At 53.6% G+C, this 18,814-nt stretch carries 18 protein-coding genes; 3 read left to right on the plus strand and 15 right to left on the minus strand.

Features of this window, described 5'->3' with window-relative positions; all coding sequences use genetic code 11:
• Nucleotides 1-185 precede the first annotated feature (185 nt).
• The 4 genes from hemG to pepQ are packed head-to-tail and all read right to left on the minus strand — an operon-like array spanning nt 186 to nt 4,177.
• On the minus strand, nt 186-728 hold the full coding sequence (hemG, locus tag AC07RN_RS20175; RefSeq protein WP_015960905.1) for a menaquinone-dependent protoporphyrinogen IX dehydrogenase: 543 nt from the start codon (nt 726-728) through the stop codon (nt 186-188).
• 11 nt (nt 729-739) lie between these two features.
• Entirely contained in the window at nt 740-2,191 is a 1,452-nt protein-coding gene (trkH, locus tag AC07RN_RS20180) for a Trk system potassium transporter TrkH (RefSeq protein WP_015960906.1), read from the minus strand.
• Nucleotides 2,192-2,231: 40 nt separating this feature from the next.
• Nucleotides 2,232-2,846 (minus strand): IMPACT family protein, encoded by a 615-nt coding sequence (locus AC07RN_RS20185; RefSeq protein ID WP_235135793.1) that lies wholly within the window; start codon nt 2,844-2,846, stop codon nt 2,232-2,234.
• Nucleotides 2,846-4,177: a Xaa-Pro dipeptidase gene (gene pepQ / locus AC07RN_RS20190; protein WP_015960908.1), complete on the minus strand. Its 1,332-nt coding sequence runs from the start codon at nt 4,175-4,177 to the stop codon at nt 2,846-2,848. Before pepQ ends, AC07RN_RS20185 begins: the two co-directional genes overlap by 1 nt.
• Nucleotides 4,178-4,365: 188 nt before the next feature.
• Here pepQ and fadB point away from each other — a divergent pair, with 188 nt between their 5' ends.
• On the plus strand, nt 4,366-6,555 hold the full coding sequence (fadB, locus tag AC07RN_RS20195; protein WP_478337148.1) for a fatty acid oxidation complex subunit alpha FadB: 2,190 nt from the start codon (nt 4,366-4,368) through the stop codon (nt 6,553-6,555).
• A gap of 9 nt (nt 6,556-6,564) precedes the next feature.
• Nucleotides 6,565-7,728, plus strand: a complete 1,164-nt coding sequence (fadA, locus tag AC07RN_RS20200) for an acetyl-CoA C-acyltransferase FadA (protein ID WP_449553764.1) — start codon at nt 6,565-6,567, stop codon at nt 7,726-7,728.
• A 209-nt stretch (nt 7,729-7,937) separates the two neighbouring features.
• On the opposite strand, the gene fre is transcribed toward fadA, so the two are convergent.
• Together fre and ubiD are read right to left on the minus strand one after the other, a co-directional pair.
• Nucleotides 7,938-8,639: an NAD(P)H-flavin reductase gene (fre, locus tag AC07RN_RS20205; protein WP_015960911.1), complete on the minus strand. Its 702-nt coding sequence runs from the start codon at nt 8,637-8,639 to the stop codon at nt 7,938-7,940.
• Nucleotides 8,640-8,669: 30 nt separating this feature from the next.
• Nucleotides 8,670-10,175 (minus strand): 4-hydroxy-3-polyprenylbenzoate decarboxylase, encoded by a 1,506-nt coding sequence (gene ubiD, locus AC07RN_RS20210; protein ID WP_015960912.1) that lies wholly within the window; start codon nt 10,173-10,175, stop codon nt 8,670-8,672.
• Nucleotides 10,176-10,345: 170 nt separating this feature from the next.
• Between ubiD and rfaH the strand changes: the two genes are divergently transcribed.
• Nucleotides 10,346-10,837 (plus strand): transcription/translation regulatory transformer protein RfaH, encoded by a 492-nt coding sequence (gene rfaH, locus AC07RN_RS20215; protein ID WP_478337170.1) that lies wholly within the window; start codon nt 10,346-10,348, stop codon nt 10,835-10,837.
• Here the strand turns inward: rfaH and tatD are convergent.
• The 9 genes from tatD to udp form a co-directional block, all read right to left on the minus strand.
• Nucleotides 10,834-11,616, minus strand: a complete 783-nt coding sequence (gene tatD / locus AC07RN_RS20220) for a 3'-5' ssDNA/RNA exonuclease TatD (RefSeq protein WP_478337149.1) — start codon at nt 11,614-11,616, stop codon at nt 10,834-10,836. The two genes, rfaH and tatD, sit on opposite strands and share 4 nt — an antisense overlap.
• A gap of 41 nt (nt 11,617-11,657) precedes the next feature.
• Nucleotides 11,658-12,428, minus strand: a complete 771-nt coding sequence (gene tatC, locus AC07RN_RS20225; protein ID WP_133632673.1) for a Sec-independent protein translocase subunit TatC — start codon at nt 12,426-12,428, stop codon at nt 11,658-11,660.
• Nucleotides 12,429-12,430: 2 nt separating this feature from the next.
• Nucleotides 12,431-12,970, minus strand: a complete 540-nt coding sequence (tatB, locus tag AC07RN_RS20230) for a Sec-independent protein translocase protein TatB (RefSeq protein WP_015960916.1) — start codon at nt 12,968-12,970, stop codon at nt 12,431-12,433.
• Between the two features lie 3 nt (nt 12,971-12,973).
• Entirely contained in the window at nt 12,974-13,228 is a 255-nt protein-coding gene (gene tatA / locus AC07RN_RS20235; protein WP_059180705.1) for a Sec-independent protein translocase subunit TatA, read from the minus strand.
• Between the two features lie 73 nt (nt 13,229-13,301).
• A complete protein-coding gene (ubiB, locus tag AC07RN_RS20240; RefSeq protein ID WP_478337150.1) occupies nt 13,302-14,942 on the minus strand; it encodes a ubiquinone biosynthesis regulatory protein kinase UbiB in 1,641 nt (546 codons plus the stop codon).
• Nucleotides 14,939-15,544: a ubiquinone biosynthesis protein UbiJ gene (ubiJ, locus tag AC07RN_RS20245; protein WP_015960919.1), complete on the minus strand. Its 606-nt coding sequence runs from the start codon at nt 15,542-15,544 to the stop codon at nt 14,939-14,941. The genes ubiB and ubiJ overlap by 4 nt, the downstream gene beginning before the upstream one ends.
• Before the next feature lie 13 nt (nt 15,545-15,557).
• Nucleotides 15,558-16,313, minus strand: coding sequence for a bifunctional demethylmenaquinone methyltransferase/2-methoxy-6-polyprenyl-1,4-benzoquinol methylase UbiE (gene ubiE, locus AC07RN_RS20250; protein ID WP_015960920.1), 756 nt, complete (start codon nt 16,311-16,313; stop codon nt 15,558-15,560).
• A 66-nt stretch (nt 16,314-16,379) separates the two neighbouring features.
• The gene (gene rmuC, locus AC07RN_RS20255; protein ID WP_478337151.1) at nt 16,380-17,837 is read right to left on the minus strand and encodes a DNA recombination protein RmuC; all 1,458 of its coding nucleotides are present in this window, start codon (nt 17,835-17,837) and stop codon (nt 16,380-16,382) included.
• Nucleotides 17,838-17,975: 138 nt separating this feature from the next.
• Nucleotides 17,976-18,737 (minus strand): uridine phosphorylase, encoded by a 762-nt coding sequence (gene udp / locus AC07RN_RS20260; protein WP_015960922.1) that lies wholly within the window; start codon nt 18,735-18,737, stop codon nt 17,976-17,978.
• Between the last annotated feature and the right edge of the window lie 77 nt (nt 18,738-18,814).

Genomic DNA, 18,814 nt, shown 5'->3' on the forward strand with positions numbered 1-18,814 from the left:
CATTCAGAGTCAAGCGTTTATTTTCGCTTTTCTCTGCCGGCGTTCATCGCTGAACCCCGCTGACCCGGCGGCTTGTGTTCCGTTGTTCCGTGTCAGTGGAGGCGCATTATAGGGAGTTATTCCGAGGTGACAAGCATAAATTTCAAAAAAGTTTTCGTTCGCTTATTTTTCAAACTTTACGTTTATTAAACCCGCGCATTGGCCGTTAATTGTGCGATATCCCGCGCAAAACTGGCAACCTGCTGCCAGTCGGTATAGACCACTTCTTTACTTGTATCGGTTTCCCCACCCGTCATCTTCATAATTAAACGAATCATAAAGCGGTCAAGCCAGCGATAACGAGGGTAACGCAGCGCGCCAGCAAACACGGCGCACTGCGTTGGTTGCCACGGAGAGCTCAGCAGGAACTTGCGCGTATAGCTGTTCGTCTGTGGCGTACGCTTCTCTGCTTTACGCGCTACAAGGTTCACAGAATAGAAAGCGCTCGGCAGCGCATTCAGCGTGACAGCATGTTTCTTCACGAAGCGAGCCACCGCTGGATGAAAATGTCCGTACCGAATCGACGCGCCGATCACCACACGGTCGTAGTCCTGCCACACAATCTCTTCCGTACGATTCAGATTCACTACGTCGGCATAAACGCCCTGCTCTTTTAATTCAGAGGCCAGATAAGAAGCAATCTCGCGCGTCTGCCCGTCTCGTGTGGAGAATAGTATTAATGTCTTCACCAAATACTTCCTTAATCGCGCCAGAATGTTGGGGTGAACAGCACCAGCAGCGTAAAGACCTCAAGACGGCCAAACAGCATATTGGCAATCAAGATCCATTTTGCCACCGGATTCATGCTGGCAAAGTTGTCCGCTACCACGCCAAGCCCTGGCCCGAGGTTATTGAGCGTTGCCACGACAGAAGCAAACGCCGAGAAATCATCAACGCCCGTCGCAATAATGGCCAGCATGCTGACGATAAAGACCAGCGCATAAGCAGAGAAGAAACCCCATACCGCTTCGAGGATACGTTCCGGTAACGCGCGGTTACCGAGCTTAATACTGTAGACCGCATTCGGATGCACCAGTCGTTTCAGCTCACGATTCCCTTGTTTAAACAGCAGAAGGATACGAATCACCTTCAACCCCCCGCCCGTGGATCCCGCACACCCGCCTATAAAAGCAGAGCATAAAAGCAAGACCGGCAAGAACAGCGGCCAGCGGGAAATACTGTCCGTCGTGAACCCCGCGGTGGTCGCCATCGACACAACCTGGAAGAACGCCTGGTTGACGGTGGTGACGGCCGAGCTGTAAACATCGTGGAGCCATAAGACCGATGTACAAATCACCACCAGCGTTAGCTGCACCCCAATAAACATCCTGAATTCCGGATCGCGCCAGTACACCTTCAAGCTACGTCCACTTAATAAAGAGAAGTGGAGACCGTAGTTACAGCCGGAGATCAGTAAGAAGACAGCAATAATGGTGTTGATGGTCGGACTGTCGAAATACCCCACGCTGGCGTCGTGCGTGGAGAATCCGCCAATCGCAATCGTCGAGAAGCTGTGTCCAATCGCATCAAACGCAGGCATTCCGGCAAACCATAGGGCCAGCGCGCAGGCAACGGTCAGCAACACATAGATGAACCAGAGGGTTTTGGCCGTCTCGGCGATACGCGGGCGCATCTTATTATCTTTAAGCGGCCCGGGCATTTCCGCGCGATAGAGCTGCATCCCCCCGACACCCAGAATAGGCAGAATCGCAACGGCTAACACGATGATCCCCATACCGCCGAACCACTGCAGCATCTGACGATAAAAGAGAATCGCATGCGGTAACGAATCTAACCCCACCAGCGTCGTCGCGCCCGTGGTCGTCAACCCGGAAAAGGATTCAAAGAAGGCATCGGTGACCGTCAGATTCGGCTGTTCAGCAAAGATAAACGGCAGCGCCCCCACGCTTCCCAGCACGGTCCAGAACAGAACCACGATCAGAAAGCCTTCACGGGATTTCAATTCGCCCTTTTCACGACGGTTTGGCCACCACAGCATTGAGCCAATCACCAGCGCAGCAAAGAAGGTTTGTGTGAACGCCCGCCCCGCGCCGTCCCGATAGATAAGCGCCACCAGTCCAGGGAGAATCATTGTCCCGGAGAAGAGGATAACCAGCAGTCCAACGATTCGGGTTATGGCACGAAAATGCATCTCTGCCGTTTCCTTTGGTATTCAGAAAGTAAGGTGGGGATTATTCTTCAATCGGCAGCAATTGCAACGCACCGCGACTAAAATCAGCCAGTTTTGCTGAAAAAGCCGAGTGCTCCGCCAGAGGAAGTGCCACGCGTAATTGAACCGTCGCCTGGTAATCACTTTGCACAATCACGCCGTTAAATTGCTTAAGCAGCGTTTCGATGCCGGATAACTGAGCGTAATCACACAACAAAGTATATTCGGTTAATGGCGTTTTGCGGAGGGTGTTAAGTTGATTAAGCGCCTGCTGGACACCGCCACCATAGGCCTTAACTAGCCCACCGGTCCCTAATAATATGCCGCCGTAATAACGAACGACGACCGCGGTAATTTCACCGACGCCACTCCCCATCAGCTGAGAGAGCATCGGTTTACCGGCCGTTCCAGCAGGTTCACCATCATCAGAAAACCCCAGCTTTTGCGAATCGTTCGGTGCTCCAGCGACCCACGCCACGCAATGGTGGCGGGCATCGGGATGGTCTGCACGAACTGACTCAACAAACGCTTTCGCCGCCTCCACGCCGTCGGTGTGAGCCAACAGCGTGATAAAACGGCTTTTTTTGATCTCTTCAGAGAAGGTGACCGGCTCGGCCGGTATCAGCCAACTGTCCATCACGCCAGCTTCTGATCTCGCGTCATGTTTTCGATATTGTTTTCGTGAACCACCACGTTATCTTCAATACGAATGCCACCAAAAGGTTTCAGCGCATCAATTTTCTGCCAGTTGAAGTGCTTGCTGAACTGGCCTTCACGCCATGGATTCAGCAGAGAATCAATAAAGTAGATGCCTGGCTCGATAGTCAACACCATGCGCGGTTCCAGTACGCGAGTGCAACGCAGGTACGGATATTTAGACGGCGCCGCCAGATGCGTCCCCGTATCATCCTGCATAAAACCGGCCACATCATGAACCTGCAGACCCAGCGGATGACCAATACCGTGCGGCATAAAAGGCCCGGTGAGATCGTTTTCGACCATCGCCTCTTCGCTCATATCCGTCACAATCTGATGCTTACGCAGCAGCTTAGCGATGCGCTGATGGAACTGAATATGATAGTCAACATAGCTCGTGCCCGCTTTCATGGTGCTGATAAGCGCCAGCTGTTCGTCGTTCACGTCTTTAATCAGGTGCGCAAAATCGGTATCGCTGTTTGCCGCCCAGGTACGCGTCAGATCCGCCGCGTAACCGTTGTACTCTGCACCCGCATCCAGCAGGAAACTGCGAATTTCCGAAGGCGCGCGGTGATCCAGTTTGGTGTAGTGTAGAACGGAGGCGTGCTCGTTCAGCGCCACAATATTCCCGTAAGGCACATCGGTATCACGATGACCCGTCGCCGTCAGGTAAGCCTGATTAATATCGAACTCGCTCATGCCGGACAGGAACGCTTCGTGCGCTGCCTGATGACCATTCACTGCGGTTTTCTGCGCTTCGCGCATGCAGGACAGTTCATAGTCGGTCTTATAAGCGCGGTAGTAATGCAGATAATCGATCACGCCTTTCGGGTTGATTTTGTCTGCCGGAATATCCAGACCCAACGCGCGCTCAGGAACCGGACCGATGTAGGCGATGTTGCCACGCGCAGCAGGTAACTGGCTGCCAATACCGTCCGCTTTCGGCAGCGCGATCACATCCACTTCTTCCGTCCAGAACGTCGTCGGCAACGGTTCAACGTTGTGCCAGTAATCGACCGGCAAGTAGAACCACAGTTTCGGTTTGTTCACGCCATCAACCAGCAACCAGCAGTTTGGAACCTGCGTCACCGGAACCCAGGCTTTGAACTGTGGGTTAACCTTGAACGGATAAGCATGGTCATCGAGGAAGACATTCAACAGCTCACCGGAGTGGATAAGCAGCGCATCGAGTTTAAAACGAGTCAGTACGTCGCGGGTACGTTCTTGCAACGTAACAATATGATTTTTATAAAGTGCTGCCAGTGAGTCCATCATTATTCCTTTCATGTTTGAGCTCTAGTCTTCGCATCTTAGCACACCTCACTTATCCTGCGTGATCTCCGCCGAGCGTGATCCCCGCAGCAATTTCTTAATGATAAATTTGCATTTTATTAACATAAATCCCACACTCGGTCTCATCTGGTATGACCAGATCCACTTGCTGGATTCAGGAGACTGACATGCTCTACAAAGGTGACACCCTATACGTGGACTGGCTGGAAGATGGCATCGCCGAACTGGTGTTTGATGCCCCCGGCTCAGTCAACAAGCTCGATACCGCGACCGTAGCCAGCCTTGGCCACGCGCTGGATGTACTCGAAAAACAATCTGACCTCAAAGGTCTGCTGCTGCGTTCCGAAAAAGCCGCCTTTATCGTTGGTGCGGATATCACCGAATTCCTCTCTTTATTCCAGGTCCCGGAAGAACAGCTCAGCCAATGGCTGCATTTTGCCAACAGCGTGTTTAATCGACTGGAAGATTTACCGGTCCCGACAATTTCGGCCGTTAACGGCTATGCGCTCGGCGGCGGTTGCGAATGCGTGCTGGCGACAGACTACCGTCTGGCAACGCCAGATCTGCGAATCGGCCTGCCGGAAACCAAACTGGGTATCATGCCGGGCTTTGGCGGCTCCGTTCGTATGCCGCGCATGTTGGGTGCCGATAGCGCACTGGAAATCATTGCCGCCGGTAAAGACGTCGGCGCGGATCAAGCGCTCAAAATCGGTCTGATCGACGGCATCGTGAAAGCCGAAAAACTGCGCGATGGCGCGATCAGCATTTTACATCAGGCGATCAATGGCGATCTCGACTGGAAAGCCAAACGTCAGCCGAAGCTTGAGCCGCTGAAACTCAGCAAAATCGAAGCGACCATGAGCTTTACCATTGCCAAAGGCATGGTGATGCAGACGGCGGGCAAACACTATCCGGCACCGATTACCGCCGTGAAAACCATCGAAGCCGCTGCGCGCTTGGGTCGTGAAGAGGCGCTCAAACTCGAAAACCAAAGTTTCGTCCCGCTGGCTCACACCAATGAAGCCCGCGCACTGGTTGGTATTTTCCTGAACGATCAGTTCGTGAAAGGCAAAGCAAAACAGCTGACAAAAAATGTTGAGATGCCAAAGCAGGCCGCCGTTCTGGGCGCAGGCATCATGGGCGGCGGGATTGCCTATCAGTCCGCCTGGAAAGGCGTGCCGGTGATCATGAAGGACATCAATGACAAATCCCTGACGCTGGGCATGACCGAAGCCGCGAAGCTGCTGAATAAACAGCTGGAGCGCGGAAAAATTGATGGACTGAAACTCTCGGGCGTCATTTCGACTATCCATCCAACACTGGAATACAGCGGTTTTGATCGTGTCGATGTGGTTGTCGAAGCCGTTGTCGAAAACCCGAAAATCAAAAAAGCGGTACTGGCAGAAACAGAAGATAAAGTTCGTCCGGATACCGTTCTCGCGTCCAACACCTCTACCATTCCCATTGGCGAGCTGGCGAGCGTTCTGAAGCGTCCGGAAAACTTCTGCGGCATGCACTTCTTTAACCCGGTACACCGCATGCCGCTGGTTGAAGTGATTCGCGGAGAAAAAACGTCCGACGAAACCATCGCCAAAGTGGTGGCGTGGGCCAGCAAAATGGGCAAAACGCCCATCGTGGTTAACGACTGCCCAGGATTTTTCGTCAACCGCGTGCTGTTCCCTTACTTCGCAGGTTTTAGCCAGCTGCTACGCGACGGCGCGGACTTCCGCAAAGTCGATAAAGTGATGGAAAAACAGTTCGGCTGGCCGATGGGCCCTGCCTATCTGCTGGATGTGGTCGGGATTGATACCGCGCATCACGCGCAGGCGGTGATGGCCGCTGGTTTCCCGCAGCGTATGCAGAAAGATTATCGCGACGCTATCGACGCACTGTTTGACGCCAATCGCTTTGGGCAGAAAAACGGTCTGGGCTTCTGGCGCTATAAAGAAGACAGCAAAGGCAAGCCGAAGAAAGAAGACGATGCTGCGGTAGAGGATTTACTGGCCGACGTCAGTCAGCCGAAGCGCGATTTCAGCGACGAAGAGATCATTGCGCGCATGATGATCCCGATGGTCAACGAAGTGGTGCGTTGTCTGGAAGAAGGCATTATCGCCAGCCCGGCAGAAGCTGATATGGCGCTGGTTTACGGCCTCGGTTTCCCTCCGTTCCACGGCGGCGCGTTCCGCTGGCTGGATACGCTCGGCAGCGCCAAATATCTCGATATGGCTCAGCAGTATCAGCAGCTCGGTCCGCTATACGAAGTGCCGGACGGTCTGCGCAACAAAGCCCGCCATAACGAACCGTATTATCCGCCAGTTGAGCCAGCCCGTCCGGTCGGCGCGCTGAAAACGGCTTAAGGAGTCACAATGGAAAAGGTTGTCATTGTCGATGCAATTCGCACCCCGATGGGCCGTTCAAAGGGTGGCGCATTTCGTCACGTACGTGCGGAAGATCTCTCCGCGCACCTGATGCGGAGCCTGCTGGCGCGCAACCCGGCGCTGGAAGCAAGTGCGATTGATGATATTTACTGGGGCTGCGTGCAGCAAACGCTGGAGCAAGGTTTTAACATTGCGCGTAACGCGTCTCTGCTGGCGGAAATCCCACACTCCGTTCCAGCGGTTACCGTCAACCGCCTGTGCGGATCGTCTATGCAGGCCTTGCACGATGCGGCTCGCATGATCATGACCGGCGATGCGCAGGTCTGCATGGTCGGCGGCGTGGAACATATGGGTCACGTCCCGATGAGCCACGGCGTGGATTTCCATCCGGGCATGAGCCGTAACGTCGCCAAAGCCGCTGGCATGATGGGGCTGACCGCTGAAATGCTCTCACGCATGCACGGTATCAGCCGTGAAATGCAGGACCAGTTCGCCGCGCGTTCTCACGCCCGTGCCTGGGCCGCGACGCAATCCGGTGCATTTAAGAACGAAATTCTGCCCACCGGCGGCCACGATGTTGATGGCGTGCTGAAACAATATTACTACGATGAAGTGATTCGCCCGGAAACAACGGTTGAAGCGCTTTCCACCCTGCGTCCGGCATTCGATCCGGTAACCGGCACGGTTACGGCGGGAACGTCATCGGCGCTTTCCGACGGTGCTGCCGCCATGCTGGTCATGAGTGAAAGTCGTGCTCGTGAATTGGGTCTGACGCCGCGCGCGCGAATCCGCTCCATGGCGGTAGTCGGCTGCGATCCTTCGATTATGGGTTACGGTCCGGTTCCGGCGTCAAAACTGGCGCTGAAAAAAGCCGGGCTGACCGCCAGCGATATCGACGTGTTTGAGATGAACGAAGCCTTCGCCGCGCAGATCCTGCCGTGCATTAAAGATCTGGGCCTGATGGAGCAGATCGACGAGAAGATCAACCTCAACGGCGGCGCAATTGCGCTGGGGCATCCGCTGGGCTGTTCAGGTGCGCGTATCAGCACCACGCTGATTAACCTGATGGAACGCAAAGACGCTCAATTTGGTCTGGCGACGATGTGCATCGGGCTGGGTCAGGGGATCGCGACGGTATTTGAAAGGGTGTAAACAGATGTGAAACGCCATCGTCAATAACGCTGGCGTTATCTCAAAGCCATTGATGTCAGAACAAGGCGGCAAGCAATCAAATCCCGATGAGCTTACACAGGTAAGCGATTCGGGTGAGTGAGCGTAGCCAACGCAGTTATGGCATTAATGGCGAAGAGAGAAGGTTTAGTTGCCGTTCTTCCCGCCTGTCAGGGGCGGGTTTTTTATTCTCAGATAAACGCAAACGCATCGCCAAACAGGCGATCTTCACGCGCATCACGTTCGTTACAGAACAGATCGCGGGCAATTTTTGCCATCTCAAAACGGCCTGCAATATAGATATCGTGTCCGGCCAGCGTGCCGTGATCCTGCAACACCGCCGTCAGAACCGTACCGCTGCGCCCACGCCATCCTTCTTCCGGTTGCTCAACCACTGGCTCGATGCGCAGATTTTGGTGGGTCACGCTCAACGCTTCCAGCTCAGACAAGTCGTACAGGTGTTTTTCTTCACGACCACCCCAGTAGATGGTGATATCGCGGTCAGGATTCTGCGCCAGCGCGGTAAGCAGGATGGAACGTACGTAGGAGAACCCCGTCCCGCCCGCGATCAGAATCAGCGGACGGTCTTCGTCTTCACGTAGCCACGCTTCGCCGTGCGGAATATCGACCTGTATTTCATGCTCTTTCAGGATGCGATCCATAACAGCCATGGCATAAAGATTAAGCTCTGACGCACCTATGTGTAACTCAATAAACTCCTGCTCCGCTGGCGTAGACGCCATAGAGAAAGGACGCTTATCACGCTCATCCATCACAACCATCAAATATTGGCCCGCGCGGAAAGAAAATGCCGCCTCGGGAACCAAACGGACGCGATATACGGTGTCGGTAATAGCATCTACCGAGGTCACTTTACAGCTTAAGGTTGTCATTCGCTCTCTCTGTCGGGAAGTCTAAAGGGCTTAACGGTCAGACTCAGGCTTACCGTCATTCAATATGGCTAGCTCGTCCCATATCGCGTCAATTCGCGCCGTCACTTCTGGGTCTTTTTGAATCGGACGACCCCATTCGCGCGAGGTTTCGCCGGGCCATTTATTGGTGGCATCCAGTCCCATTTTTGAGCCAAGACCGGAAACCGGCGAGGCAAAATCCAGATAATCAATTGGCGTGTTTTCAACTAACACCGTGTCACGCGCCGGGTCCATCCGCGTTGTAATCGCCCATATCACATCATTCCAGTCACGAGCGTTAACGTCATCATCACAGACAATAACAAATTTGGTGTACATAAACTGGCGCAGGAAAGACCATACGCCCATCATTACGCGTTTGGCGTGACCCGCATATTGCTTCTTAATGGTTACAACGGCCAGGCGATATGAACAACCTTCCGGCGGCAAATAGAAATCGACAATTTCCGGGAACTGCTTTTGCAGAATCGGCACAAACACTTCGTTCAGCGCCACGCCCAACACGGCGGGCTCATCCGGCGGACGGCCTGTGTAAGTCGAATGATAAATGGCATCGTCACGCTGAGTAATGTGCGTGACGGTAAACACCGGGAAGTTATCAATTTCATTGTAGTATCCCGTGTGATCGCCATATGGCCCTTCCGGTGCCATGTCGCCCTGTTCGATATACCCTTCCAGCACGATTTCCGCGCTGGCCGGTACTTCCAGGTCGTTGGAAATACACTTCACCACTTCGGTTTTCGTGCCGCGCAGCAAGCCAGCAAACGCATATTCCGAAAGGGTGTCAGGCACCGGCGTGACCGCTCCGAGAATGGTCGCGGGATCGGCACCCAACGCGACTGAAACCGGGAAGCGTTCGCCCGGATGTGCCGCGCACCACTCCTGGAAATCAAGCGCGCCGCCGCGATGCGACAGCCAACGCATAATCAGTTTATTTTTGCCGATTAACTGCTGACGATAAATACCCAGATTTTGGCGTTCTTTGTGCGGACCGCGGGTCACCGTCAAACCCCAGGTAATCAGCGGCGCGGCATCTTCTGGCCAGCACTGCATGATCGGGATACGAGTCAAGTCGACCGCATCGCCTTCGAGGATTTTCTGCTGACACGGCGCACCGCGCAGGCGTTTGGTTGGCATGTTCAACACTTGTTTGAACTGCGGCAGCTTATCGAACAGATCGCGGAAGCCTTTTGGCGGTTCCGGCTCTTTCAAAAAGGCGAGCAATTTGCCGACCTCACGCAACGCTGACACGTCTTCCTGCCCCATCCCCATCGCCACGCGTTTAGGCGTGCCGAACAGGTTGCAAAGCACCGGCATGGAATAGCCTTTCGGATTTTCAAACAGCAGCGCAGGGCCACCGGCACGCAGTGTGCGGTCAGCGATTTCTGTCATTTCCAGATAGGGATCAACAGGAAGCGTGATGCGTTTGAGTTCGCCCTGCTTTTCCAGCAGCGCCAGGAAGTCGCGTAGATCGTGGTATTTCATGCAGTTAGTCATGGCCTCTCTGTAAGCGTTTCATTATACGGCGTTCGTCACCAGTACGCTGTAATTTTGTTAAATTAGCGTGAACTTCCACGTCATCATCCCCTTTTGGCCATTATAATCACCTTAGCGATCCCGCCAGGGTTTTGATATGCTTGCGCCGCAAACAAAGGGAAAGAGTGATTATGCAAGCGTGGTATTTACTGTATTGCAAACGTGGGCAGCTCCAGCGTGCGCAGGAACATCTTGAGCGTCAGGCCGTTAATTGTCTGACCCCTGTTATCACGCTCGAAAAAATCCAGCGCGGTAAGCGCACTATGGTCAGCGAACCCCTTTTTCCGAACTACCTGTTCGTCGAGTTTGACCCGGAAGTGATTCACACCACGACCATCAACGCCACGCGTGGCGTCAGCCACTTCGTTCGCTTTGGTGCGCAACCCGCCACCGTTCCTTCTACGGTTATTCACCAGCTTTCTGTCTATAAACAGCCGGACGATATTACCGATCCCGACACGCCCTTCAGCGGCGATGATGTGGTGATCACCGAAGGCGCCTTCGAAGGATTGCAGGCGATATTCTCTGAACCAGACGGCGAAGCTCGCTCGATGCTGCTGCTCAACTTGCTGAACAAACAAGTGCTCCAGAGCGTTGCAAATACTGCCTTCCGCAAAGTTTAAAATCTAACGCCGAACAGGCGACGGACGTTTTCATCAGTCTGCGCGTCAAGCCACTGCCTATCTTCTCCGCGCCAGTGCGCAATGCGCTCAACAATATGCCCAAGATAGGCCGGTTCATTGCGTCGCGACGCGGGTTTCGGCTTCATATCGCGTGGCAGAAGATACGGCGCATCCGTTTCAACCAACAATCGATCGGCAGGAATTACCGGTAATAGCTCGCGCAATTCGATACCGCGTCGTTCGTCACACACCCAACCGGTAATGCCCAGATACAACCCCCGATTCAGGCACTCCACCGCCTCCTGTCGCGAGCCGGTAAAGCAGTGCAACACCGCGCCAGGCAGTTTATCCAGCCACGGTTCCAGCAAGGTTAGAGAGCGCTCATGGGCATCGCGACAATGCATAAACACCGGCATTTCTAATTCTGCTGCGATGGCGAGCTGAGCGGTGAACGCCGCTTCCTGCTCAACGGGTGTGGAAAAGTTACGATTGAAATCAAGACCGCATTCGCCGATGGCAACGACCTCCTCATTTTTCGCGAGCTTATAGAGCGTTTCAGCGCTTTCGTCAGTCCACTGGCTGCTGTCATGCGGATGCACTCCCGCCGTCGACCAGCATCGCTCATATTCCTTTGCCAGCGCTTGCGCATGTTCGCTTTCGTGAAGATTCGTTCCCGTCAGCAGCAATCCTTTCACACCTGCCGCAAACGCACGCGCCACAACGTCATCGCGGTCGTTGGCAAATTGAGGGCTGGTCAAATTCAATCCGATATCAAACATGCGGTCTCCCATATGACAACCGCCCTTTCGGGCGGCTGGTTTTATTCTTCTGTCGTTTTTTCTGGCTCGTCTTCTTCATCATCCTGCGGACGTCGCTTACCCACGTAGAAGCGCGAGAAGAACACGCCGACTTCAAACAGACAATACATCGGTATGGCCAGCAGCGTTTGCGAGAAAACATCCGGCGGCGTCAGCAGCATGCCGACAACAAATGCACCGACCAGCATATACGGACGCTTCTTGCGCAGATCATCAGGCGTGGTCACGCCCATCCAGCACAGGAGAACGATAGCGACGGGCACTTCAAACGCCACGCCGAACGCCATAAACAGCGCCATGACGAAGCTAAGATAGCTGGCGATGTCGGTCGAAACCTGTACTCCTTCTGGCGCGGTATGCGTCAGGAAGCCAAACGCCAGCGGGAAGACCACGAAGTACGCAAAGGCCATGCCGATATAAAACAGCAGCGAACTGGAGACCAACAGCGGGATCACCAGCTTGCGTTCATGCTTATATAACGCCGGTGCCACGAATGCCCACACCTGATACAAAATGACGGGTGCGGAGGCGATCAGCGAAACCCAGAAGGTCAGCTTGATTGGCGTGAAAAACGGCGAGGCCACATCGGTCGCAATCATCGTTGCGCCCAGCGGCATTTGCTTAATCAACGGCGCGGAGACAATCTGATAGATGTCGTTCGCGAAATAAACCAGGCACAGGAAAATCAGCAAAACTGCAATGATGCAGTTTAACAAACGCTTACGCAGCTCAATCAGATGCGCAATGAGTGGTTGAGTATCATCTACTGCCATGTTTACGCTTTATCACTCGACGAGGGGGATGATTCGGAAGCGGGTGCGGTAGCTTTCACTTCTGCGGGCGTCACTTTCGCAACGGATTCTGCCGCAGGTAACGGCTCTTGCACTTCAGGCGCTTGCGACGGCGCACTGGCCTGATGTTCTGCACCCGCAGGCGTCACGCCTTCATGCTGCGCTTCATTACCCTTCACCAGCGGATTACGAATGGTGTTGGCTTCATCGCTCGCTTTTTCGGGATCGTTGACGCTGTAGGAACGTTTCATGGATTCAGCGGCCTCGCGCAACTCATCCATCGACGCTTTCAGCTCCGGCGATAAATTGCTCATGCTCGCTTTTTCAACCTTTTTCAGGCTGTCCTGAAACTCCTGCATTTTGAGTTCCTGCGCCAGTTCATTTTGAACCGTCGTCGCCAGCGAGCGCAGCGCGCGTACCCAGCCTGCAACAGTTTTTACTGCTACCGGTAAACGCTGCGGACCTAAAACGATAAGGCCGATCACGAATACCAGTACCAGTTCACCAAAGCCAATGTCGAACACGAATTACACCTGCTCTTTATCGTGGCGTTTAGCGTCTTCCTTTTTGGCTTCGTCTTGTTTATCAGCGATAGACCTGGCCGTGAAATCCGCATCCTGGTTGGATTTATCCTGCTTATCTTCATCATCACTAATGGCTTTCTTAAAGCCCTTGATGGACGCGCCAAGATCGGAACCGATAGAACCGAGCTTTTTGGTACCAAACAGCAGAACGACGATGACGGCAATGATCAACAATTGCCAGATACTGATACCACCCATACAACATCCTCGATAGATGATTAATTAATCAGGTCACATTATACGTATGCAACCCGGTGATAGCGACGCTAATTCAGCGCGTTTTTCGCCACCCAATAAGCCAAACCACAAGGCCGCCGGCCATCAACCAGGCGGGCATCATTTGCCAGTCTGGTCGATTAATGAGTAGCAATGTTCCGCTCAGCAGCAGGGTTGCGCCAATACCAAAGAGATAGCGCGATTGCCCCTGCCGCACGCGGTTAGACTGAAGCTCGCGGGTGATTTTATCCATACTGTGCTGAAGGTTCTTGCTGTGACGCAAACTGTCATAAATCAGCTCAGGAATCTCCGGCATTTTTTCAATCCAGAACGGGGCTTTCTCTTTAAAAGAGCGCACCAGCGCAGGCAGCCCGACCTGATCCTTGATCCATGACTCAAGGAACGGTTTCGCTGTTTTCCATAAGTCTAACTGAGGATAGAGCTGTCGGCCTACGCCTTCGACGTAAAGTAATGTTTTCTGAAGTAAAACTAATTGCGGTTGTACTTCCATATTAAAACGTCGAGCCGTGTTAAACAGATTCAGCAGGACGTGACCAAAGGAGATTTCGGAAAGCGGTTTCTCAAAAATGGGTTCACATACGGTGCGAATCGCAAATTCAAACTCTTCAACGTTGGTATCGGGCGGAACCCAACCGGAATCAACGTGCAACTCTGCCACCTTGCGATAATCGCGATTGAAGAAGGCGATAAAGTTCTCCGCCAGGTAGCGCTTATCTTCTTTGTTCAACGAGCCGACGATACCGCAGTCAATGCCGATATATTTCGGATCTTCCGGGTGCTCGTAACTGACAAAGATATTCCCTGGGTGCATGTCGGCATGGAAAAAGCTGTCACGGAAAACCTGGGTGAAGAAGACCTGCACGCCACGTTCGGCCAGCAGTTTCATGTTCGTTCCCTGGTTTTCCAGCGCCACGATATCCGACACGGGAATGCCGTAGATACGCTCCATCACCATCATATTCTGGCTGCAATAGTCAGGATACACTTCCGGCACATACAGCATTGGGCTGTTTTCAAAGTTACGACGCAGCTGGATGGCGTTGGCTGATTCACGCAGCAAATTCAGTTCATCGATGAGCGTTTTTTCATACTCGCGCACCACTTCCATCGGGCGCAGTCGACGGCCATCCGGCAGCAAACGCGGAACCCAGCGCGCCAGGCGATAAATCAGTTTCATGTCCGCTCTGATAACCGGCAGGATATCCGGGCGAATCACTTTAATAACGATCTCTTTGCCGTTCTCTTTCAGGCGCGCGGTATGAACCTGCGCAATGGAAGCGGACGCCAAAGGCTTAATATCAAAATCATCAAACCAGGTTTCGACAGGGATATTGCCCATCGCCTCTTCGATCTGCTGCTTAGCCCGCGCACCGTCAAAGGGAGCAACACGGTCCTGCAACAAGGCCAACTGATCGGCGATTTGCGGCGGGAAAAGGTCGCGGCGAGTGGAAAGCATCTGCCCAAACTTAATCCATACCGGACCAAGCTCCTGTAATGCCAGCCGTAACCGTTCGCCCAGCAGCTTGTCCTTATGACGATTAGGCATCCAGAACAGCATGCGCCGCCAAATCCGCAACGGCAGAGTAATTCGCATTTTGGGAATGAGTTCGTCGAGCCCGTAACTTAAAAAGGTGCGAACGATAAAATAGAGGCGCCGAATTTCACCAGGCGTCATTTGCCCTCCAGTTTTTCCAGCCGTTTGGTTAGCGCGTCGACGGCACGTTCAACGGCAGACGTTTCTTCCGCAAACCATGCTAATTCCAGCGTGCCTGGCGCCATACGCCACTCTTCAGTAATCACCTCAGCAACATAGCGTTGCTGACGCTGTAACCCTTTACGCAGGAATGACGAGCCGCCGCGAAGGACCTTGCTAATGCTTTCAGCCGCAATGTCGCCAATGTAGGGCGCCAGCAGTTCAGCCGGATCAAACTCGGCCAGATCGGCAAGGGCGACAAAGTTCTGCACAACCTGCAGATCGCCTTCCACTTCCAGTTCGCCACTGCGAATCAGCGCGGTGAGTTGCTGACGGTCGCGTAACTTCGGTAACACGCTCATATGGGTGATGACTGAGCAGTCGGCCTCGCCTTCCCATTCGCCGACCACATCAAGCTGGCGTTCACTAAAGACCAGCACCAGCGGCGTGGAGAACTCCTTCAAGACAATGCGAAGGACCTTGCCGTTCAGACGCTGGCGAGCTGTTTTTAGCGCCGGAGAGCGATATAGAAACGTATTCAGGACATTTTCGATGCCTGCGGTGACTAAGGGTTTAATAGGCATAGGCCGCTTCCACTCAGAACTTGTAGCCGCGATGCAAGGCAACAACACCGGCCGTCAGGTTGAAATACTCAACGTTCTCCAGCCCAGCATCCTGCATCATCGCTTTTAAGGTGTCCTGATCAGGGTGCATACGGATAGATTCCGCCAGATAGCGGTAGCTTTCGCCGTCATTTGCCACCATTTCACCGATACGCGGTAAAACGTGGAACGAATAGGCATCGTAGGCTTTGCTCAGCGGTTCGATAATAGGTTTGGAGAATTCGAGTACCAGCAAACGTCCACCGGGCTTAAGCACGCGATACATAGAACGCAGCGCTTTTTCTTTATCGGTGACGTTACGCAGACCAAAAGAAATAGTGATGCAGTCAAACGTGTTGTCCGGGAATGGCAGGGCTTCGGCATTTGCCTGAACATATTCAACGTTGCCGACAACGCCAATGTTACGCAGCTTTTCACGCCCCATTTTCAGCATAGAGTCGTTGATATCTGCCAGCACTACGCGGCCAGTGTCGCCAACCATGCGGGAGAATTTCGCGGTTAAATCACCTGTACCACCCGCCAGATCCAGCACGGTTTGACCACGACGAACGCCGCTACAGTCGATAGTGAAGCGCTTCCACAAGCGATGAATTCCGAATGACATCAGGTCATTCATAACATCGTACTTTGCCGCCACGGAATGGAATACGTGGGCAACCATGTCAGCTTTCTGCGCTTTGGCGACAGTCTGAAAGCCAAAGTGTGTCGTATCTTGTGAATCGTCAACCATCTCAGTGCCTGCTAATCCGTCAAATGTTCGTGAAGTGTAACAGATTGGGCGCGTTTGCCCTACGATTCAACCACCCCGAAAGAATCGGTCTGCCTGCGTTTCGGACGACGCTTGTGCGTCTAAATCGTTGTCTTGATTGCCTGTATTTTGCTCACCTGCCCCGTCCCGCAGACGATATTCTTCGTCCTGAGCCGTGGCCTGCTCCACCAATTCCGGATTAATCTCGCGCTTCACTTCAACGCCCAGGCTGCGAAACGCCTCAGCTTGTGAAAGCAGATTTCCTCGGCCAGACGAGAGTTTTTTCATCGCCTGGCGGTAATTATCCTGCGCCCTGTCCAGGCTTTGCCCAACGGAGGTCATGTCGTCCACAAACAGGCGCATTTTGTCGTACAGCTTGCTGGCGCGATCGGCAATTTGCTGCGCGTTACGGCTTTGATGCTCGTAGCGCCACAGGTTAGCGATGGTGCGCAGCGCAACCAGCAGCGTGGTGGGGCTGACGAGCATAATATTGTTTTTCAACGCTTCGGTGATAAGTTCAGGTTGTCTGTCGAGCGCCAGCAAAAATGCCGGCTCGACCGGAATAAACATCAGCACATAATCCAGCGAGCGTAGTCCTGGCAACTGCTGATAATCTTTTCGCCCCAGCAGGCGAATATGATTTCGCATGGAGGCGATGTGCTCCTGTAGCGCGGATTCTCGGGTGAAGTCATCTTCGGCATTGAAGTAACGTTCGTAGGCCACCAGCGTCATTTTGGCGTCAATCACCACGTCTTTACCTTGCGGGAGACGCACGATGACATCAGGCTGCATCCGCGACCGAGTGTCGGTTTCAATACTCACCTGCGTTTCGTATTCATATCCCTCTCGCAGACCAGAGGCCTCCAGCACGCGGGTAAGCACCACTTCACCCCAGTTACCCTGCGTTTTATTGTCGCCCTTGAGCGCACGGGTCAGGTTGACCGCCTCTTGCGCCATCTGCGCATTCAGCTGCTGGAGGTTACGGATCTCATGCGCCAGCGTGTGGCGTTCACGCGACTCCTGGCCAAAGCTGTCCTGCACCTGGCGACGAAAACCATCCAGTTGTTCACGCAAGGGGGTCAGCAAACCATTCAGGCTCTGGCGATTCTGCTCATCAACGCGGCGATTGCTCTGCTCAAAGATACGGTTAGCCAGATTTTCAAACTGCTCGCTCAGGCGCTGCTCGCTGTTGATCATCTGACGGATTTTGTCTTCAGCATGCAGTTGGGTGGATTCCAGACGGGTGGTGACTTCGCGCAGATCGGCTTCTAAAGAGGTGTTGATATCACGCAGATTACGCAATTCATTGTTGAGCAATTCGCACTCATCACGCCAGTGTGCGCTCTGGGTAAGTTGTTGTTTTGCAGCGCTGAGCTCAGCCACCATCTCTTCACGATCGGCCAGCTGATCGGCTTTATGTTGCGCATGCTGGTAGCCGGACATCAGCCAGCCCACACCCGCGCCCACCAGCGCAATCACTGCATAAATTAGGATTGAGATATCCACAACGCCCCCTGCATCAAACCATTACCCGCACAAAATAGAATTGTGCTGTATAAACGTCCAGTTTGAAAGGGGTTTCCTGCGAGGCGCTACGCAAAAAGAAAAGGCCGAACGCGTCGGCCTTTTATCTGAAAGGGGAAACTAGATTAGGCGGCGAGCCGCTTCAACCACGATTTTCACCGCATGGCTTTCGGTTTTCTTCATGGTTTCTGCATTTGGAATTTCTTGCTGGGTGCGGTTAACGATAACACCCGCCACCATACCGGCACGCAGACCCTGGCTTGCGCACATGGTCAGCAGCGTTGCAGATTCCATTTCGTAGTTCATTACGCCCATGGACTGCCATTCTTCCATCGAACCCTTGAAGCGGTTCACTACGCGACCGGAGAAGGTGTCGTAACGCTCCTGGCCTGGGTAGAAGGTATCAGAAGAGGCGGTCACGCCGATGTGGGTCGTTGCGCCCACGGATTTCGCGGCTTCAACCAGTGCAGTGGTACATTCAAAGTCCGCTACAGCTGGATATTCCATTGGCGCAAAGTGCAGACTTGCACCGTCCAGACGCACAGAAGCCGTGGTCACCAGCACGTCGCCGACGTTGATGTGCGGCTGAATAGCGCCAGTTGTCCCGATACGCAGGAAAGTACGAATGCCCAGCTGCGCCAGTTCTTCAACAGCGATAGAAGTAGACGGGCCGCCGATACCGGTCGAACACACGATAACCGCTTTGCCATCCAGCTCAGCACGCCAGGTGGTGAATTCGCGATGCGCAGCCAGCTTGACCGGCTTATCCATCAGCGCGGCGATCTTTTCCACACGCTCAGGATCGCCAGGGACGATAGCCAGCGTAGCCCCTTGTAAATCGTTTTTAGTGAGGCCGAGATGAAAAACATCAGACTTAGACATAGGTGACTCCTCTGTGGGTCGGGTTGTCAGAAGAAGTAAAACGGTACTTTACAGAAGCACCGGGTACATTTTCGTGA

The sequence above is a fragment of the Lelliottia sp. GFLA7 genome (genome assembly GCF_056490165.1).

What these genes read in the sequence shown, in the direction of transcription:
- trkH (WP_015960906.1), bottom strand. Translation starts at nt 2,191, where the DNA reads ATGCATTTTCGTGCCATAACCCGAATCGTTGGACTGCTGGTTATCCTC.
- AC07RN_RS20185 (WP_235135793.1), bottom strand. Translation starts at nt 2,846, where the DNA reads ATGGACAGTTGGCTGATACCGGCCGAGCCGGTCACCTTCTCTGAAGAG.
- pepQ (WP_015960908.1), bottom strand. Translation starts at nt 4,177, where the DNA reads ATGGACTCACTGGCAGCACTTTATAAAAATCATATTGTTACGTTGCAA.
- fadB (WP_478337148.1), top strand. Translation starts at nt 4,366, where the DNA reads ATGCTCTACAAAGGTGACACCCTATACGTGGACTGGCTGGAAGATGGC.
- fadA (WP_449553764.1), top strand. Translation starts at nt 6,565, where the DNA reads ATGGAAAAGGTTGTCATTGTCGATGCAATTCGCACCCCGATGGGCCGT.
- fre (WP_015960911.1), bottom strand. Translation starts at nt 8,639, where the DNA reads ATGACAACCTTAAGCTGTAAAGTGACCTCGGTAGATGCTATTACCGAC.
- ubiD (WP_015960912.1), bottom strand. Translation starts at nt 10,175, where the DNA reads ATGACTAACTGCATGAAATACCACGATCTACGCGACTTCCTGGCGCTG.
- rfaH (WP_478337170.1), top strand. Translation starts at nt 10,346, where the DNA reads ATGCAAGCGTGGTATTTACTGTATTGCAAACGTGGGCAGCTCCAGCGT.
- tatD (WP_478337149.1), bottom strand. Translation starts at nt 11,616, where the DNA reads ATGTTTGATATCGGATTGAATTTGACCAGCCCTCAATTTGCCAACGAC.
- tatC (WP_133632673.1), bottom strand. Translation starts at nt 12,428, where the DNA reads ATGGCAGTAGATGATACTCAACCACTCATTGCGCATCTGATTGAGCTG.
- tatA (WP_059180705.1), bottom strand. Translation starts at nt 13,228, where the DNA reads ATGGGTGGTATCAGTATCTGGCAATTGTTGATCATTGCCGTCATCGTC.
- ubiB (WP_478337150.1), bottom strand. Translation starts at nt 14,942, where the DNA reads ATGACGCCTGGTGAAATTCGGCGCCTCTATTTTATCGTTCGCACCTTT.
- ubiJ (WP_015960919.1), bottom strand. Translation starts at nt 15,544, where the DNA reads ATGCCTATTAAACCCTTAGTCACCGCAGGCATCGAAAATGTCCTGAAT.
- ubiE (WP_015960920.1), bottom strand. Translation starts at nt 16,313, where the DNA reads ATGGTTGACGATTCACAAGATACGACACACTTTGGCTTTCAGACTGTC.
- udp (WP_015960922.1), bottom strand. Translation starts at nt 18,737, where the DNA reads ATGTCTAAGTCTGATGTTTTTCATCTCGGCCTCACTAAAAACGATTTA.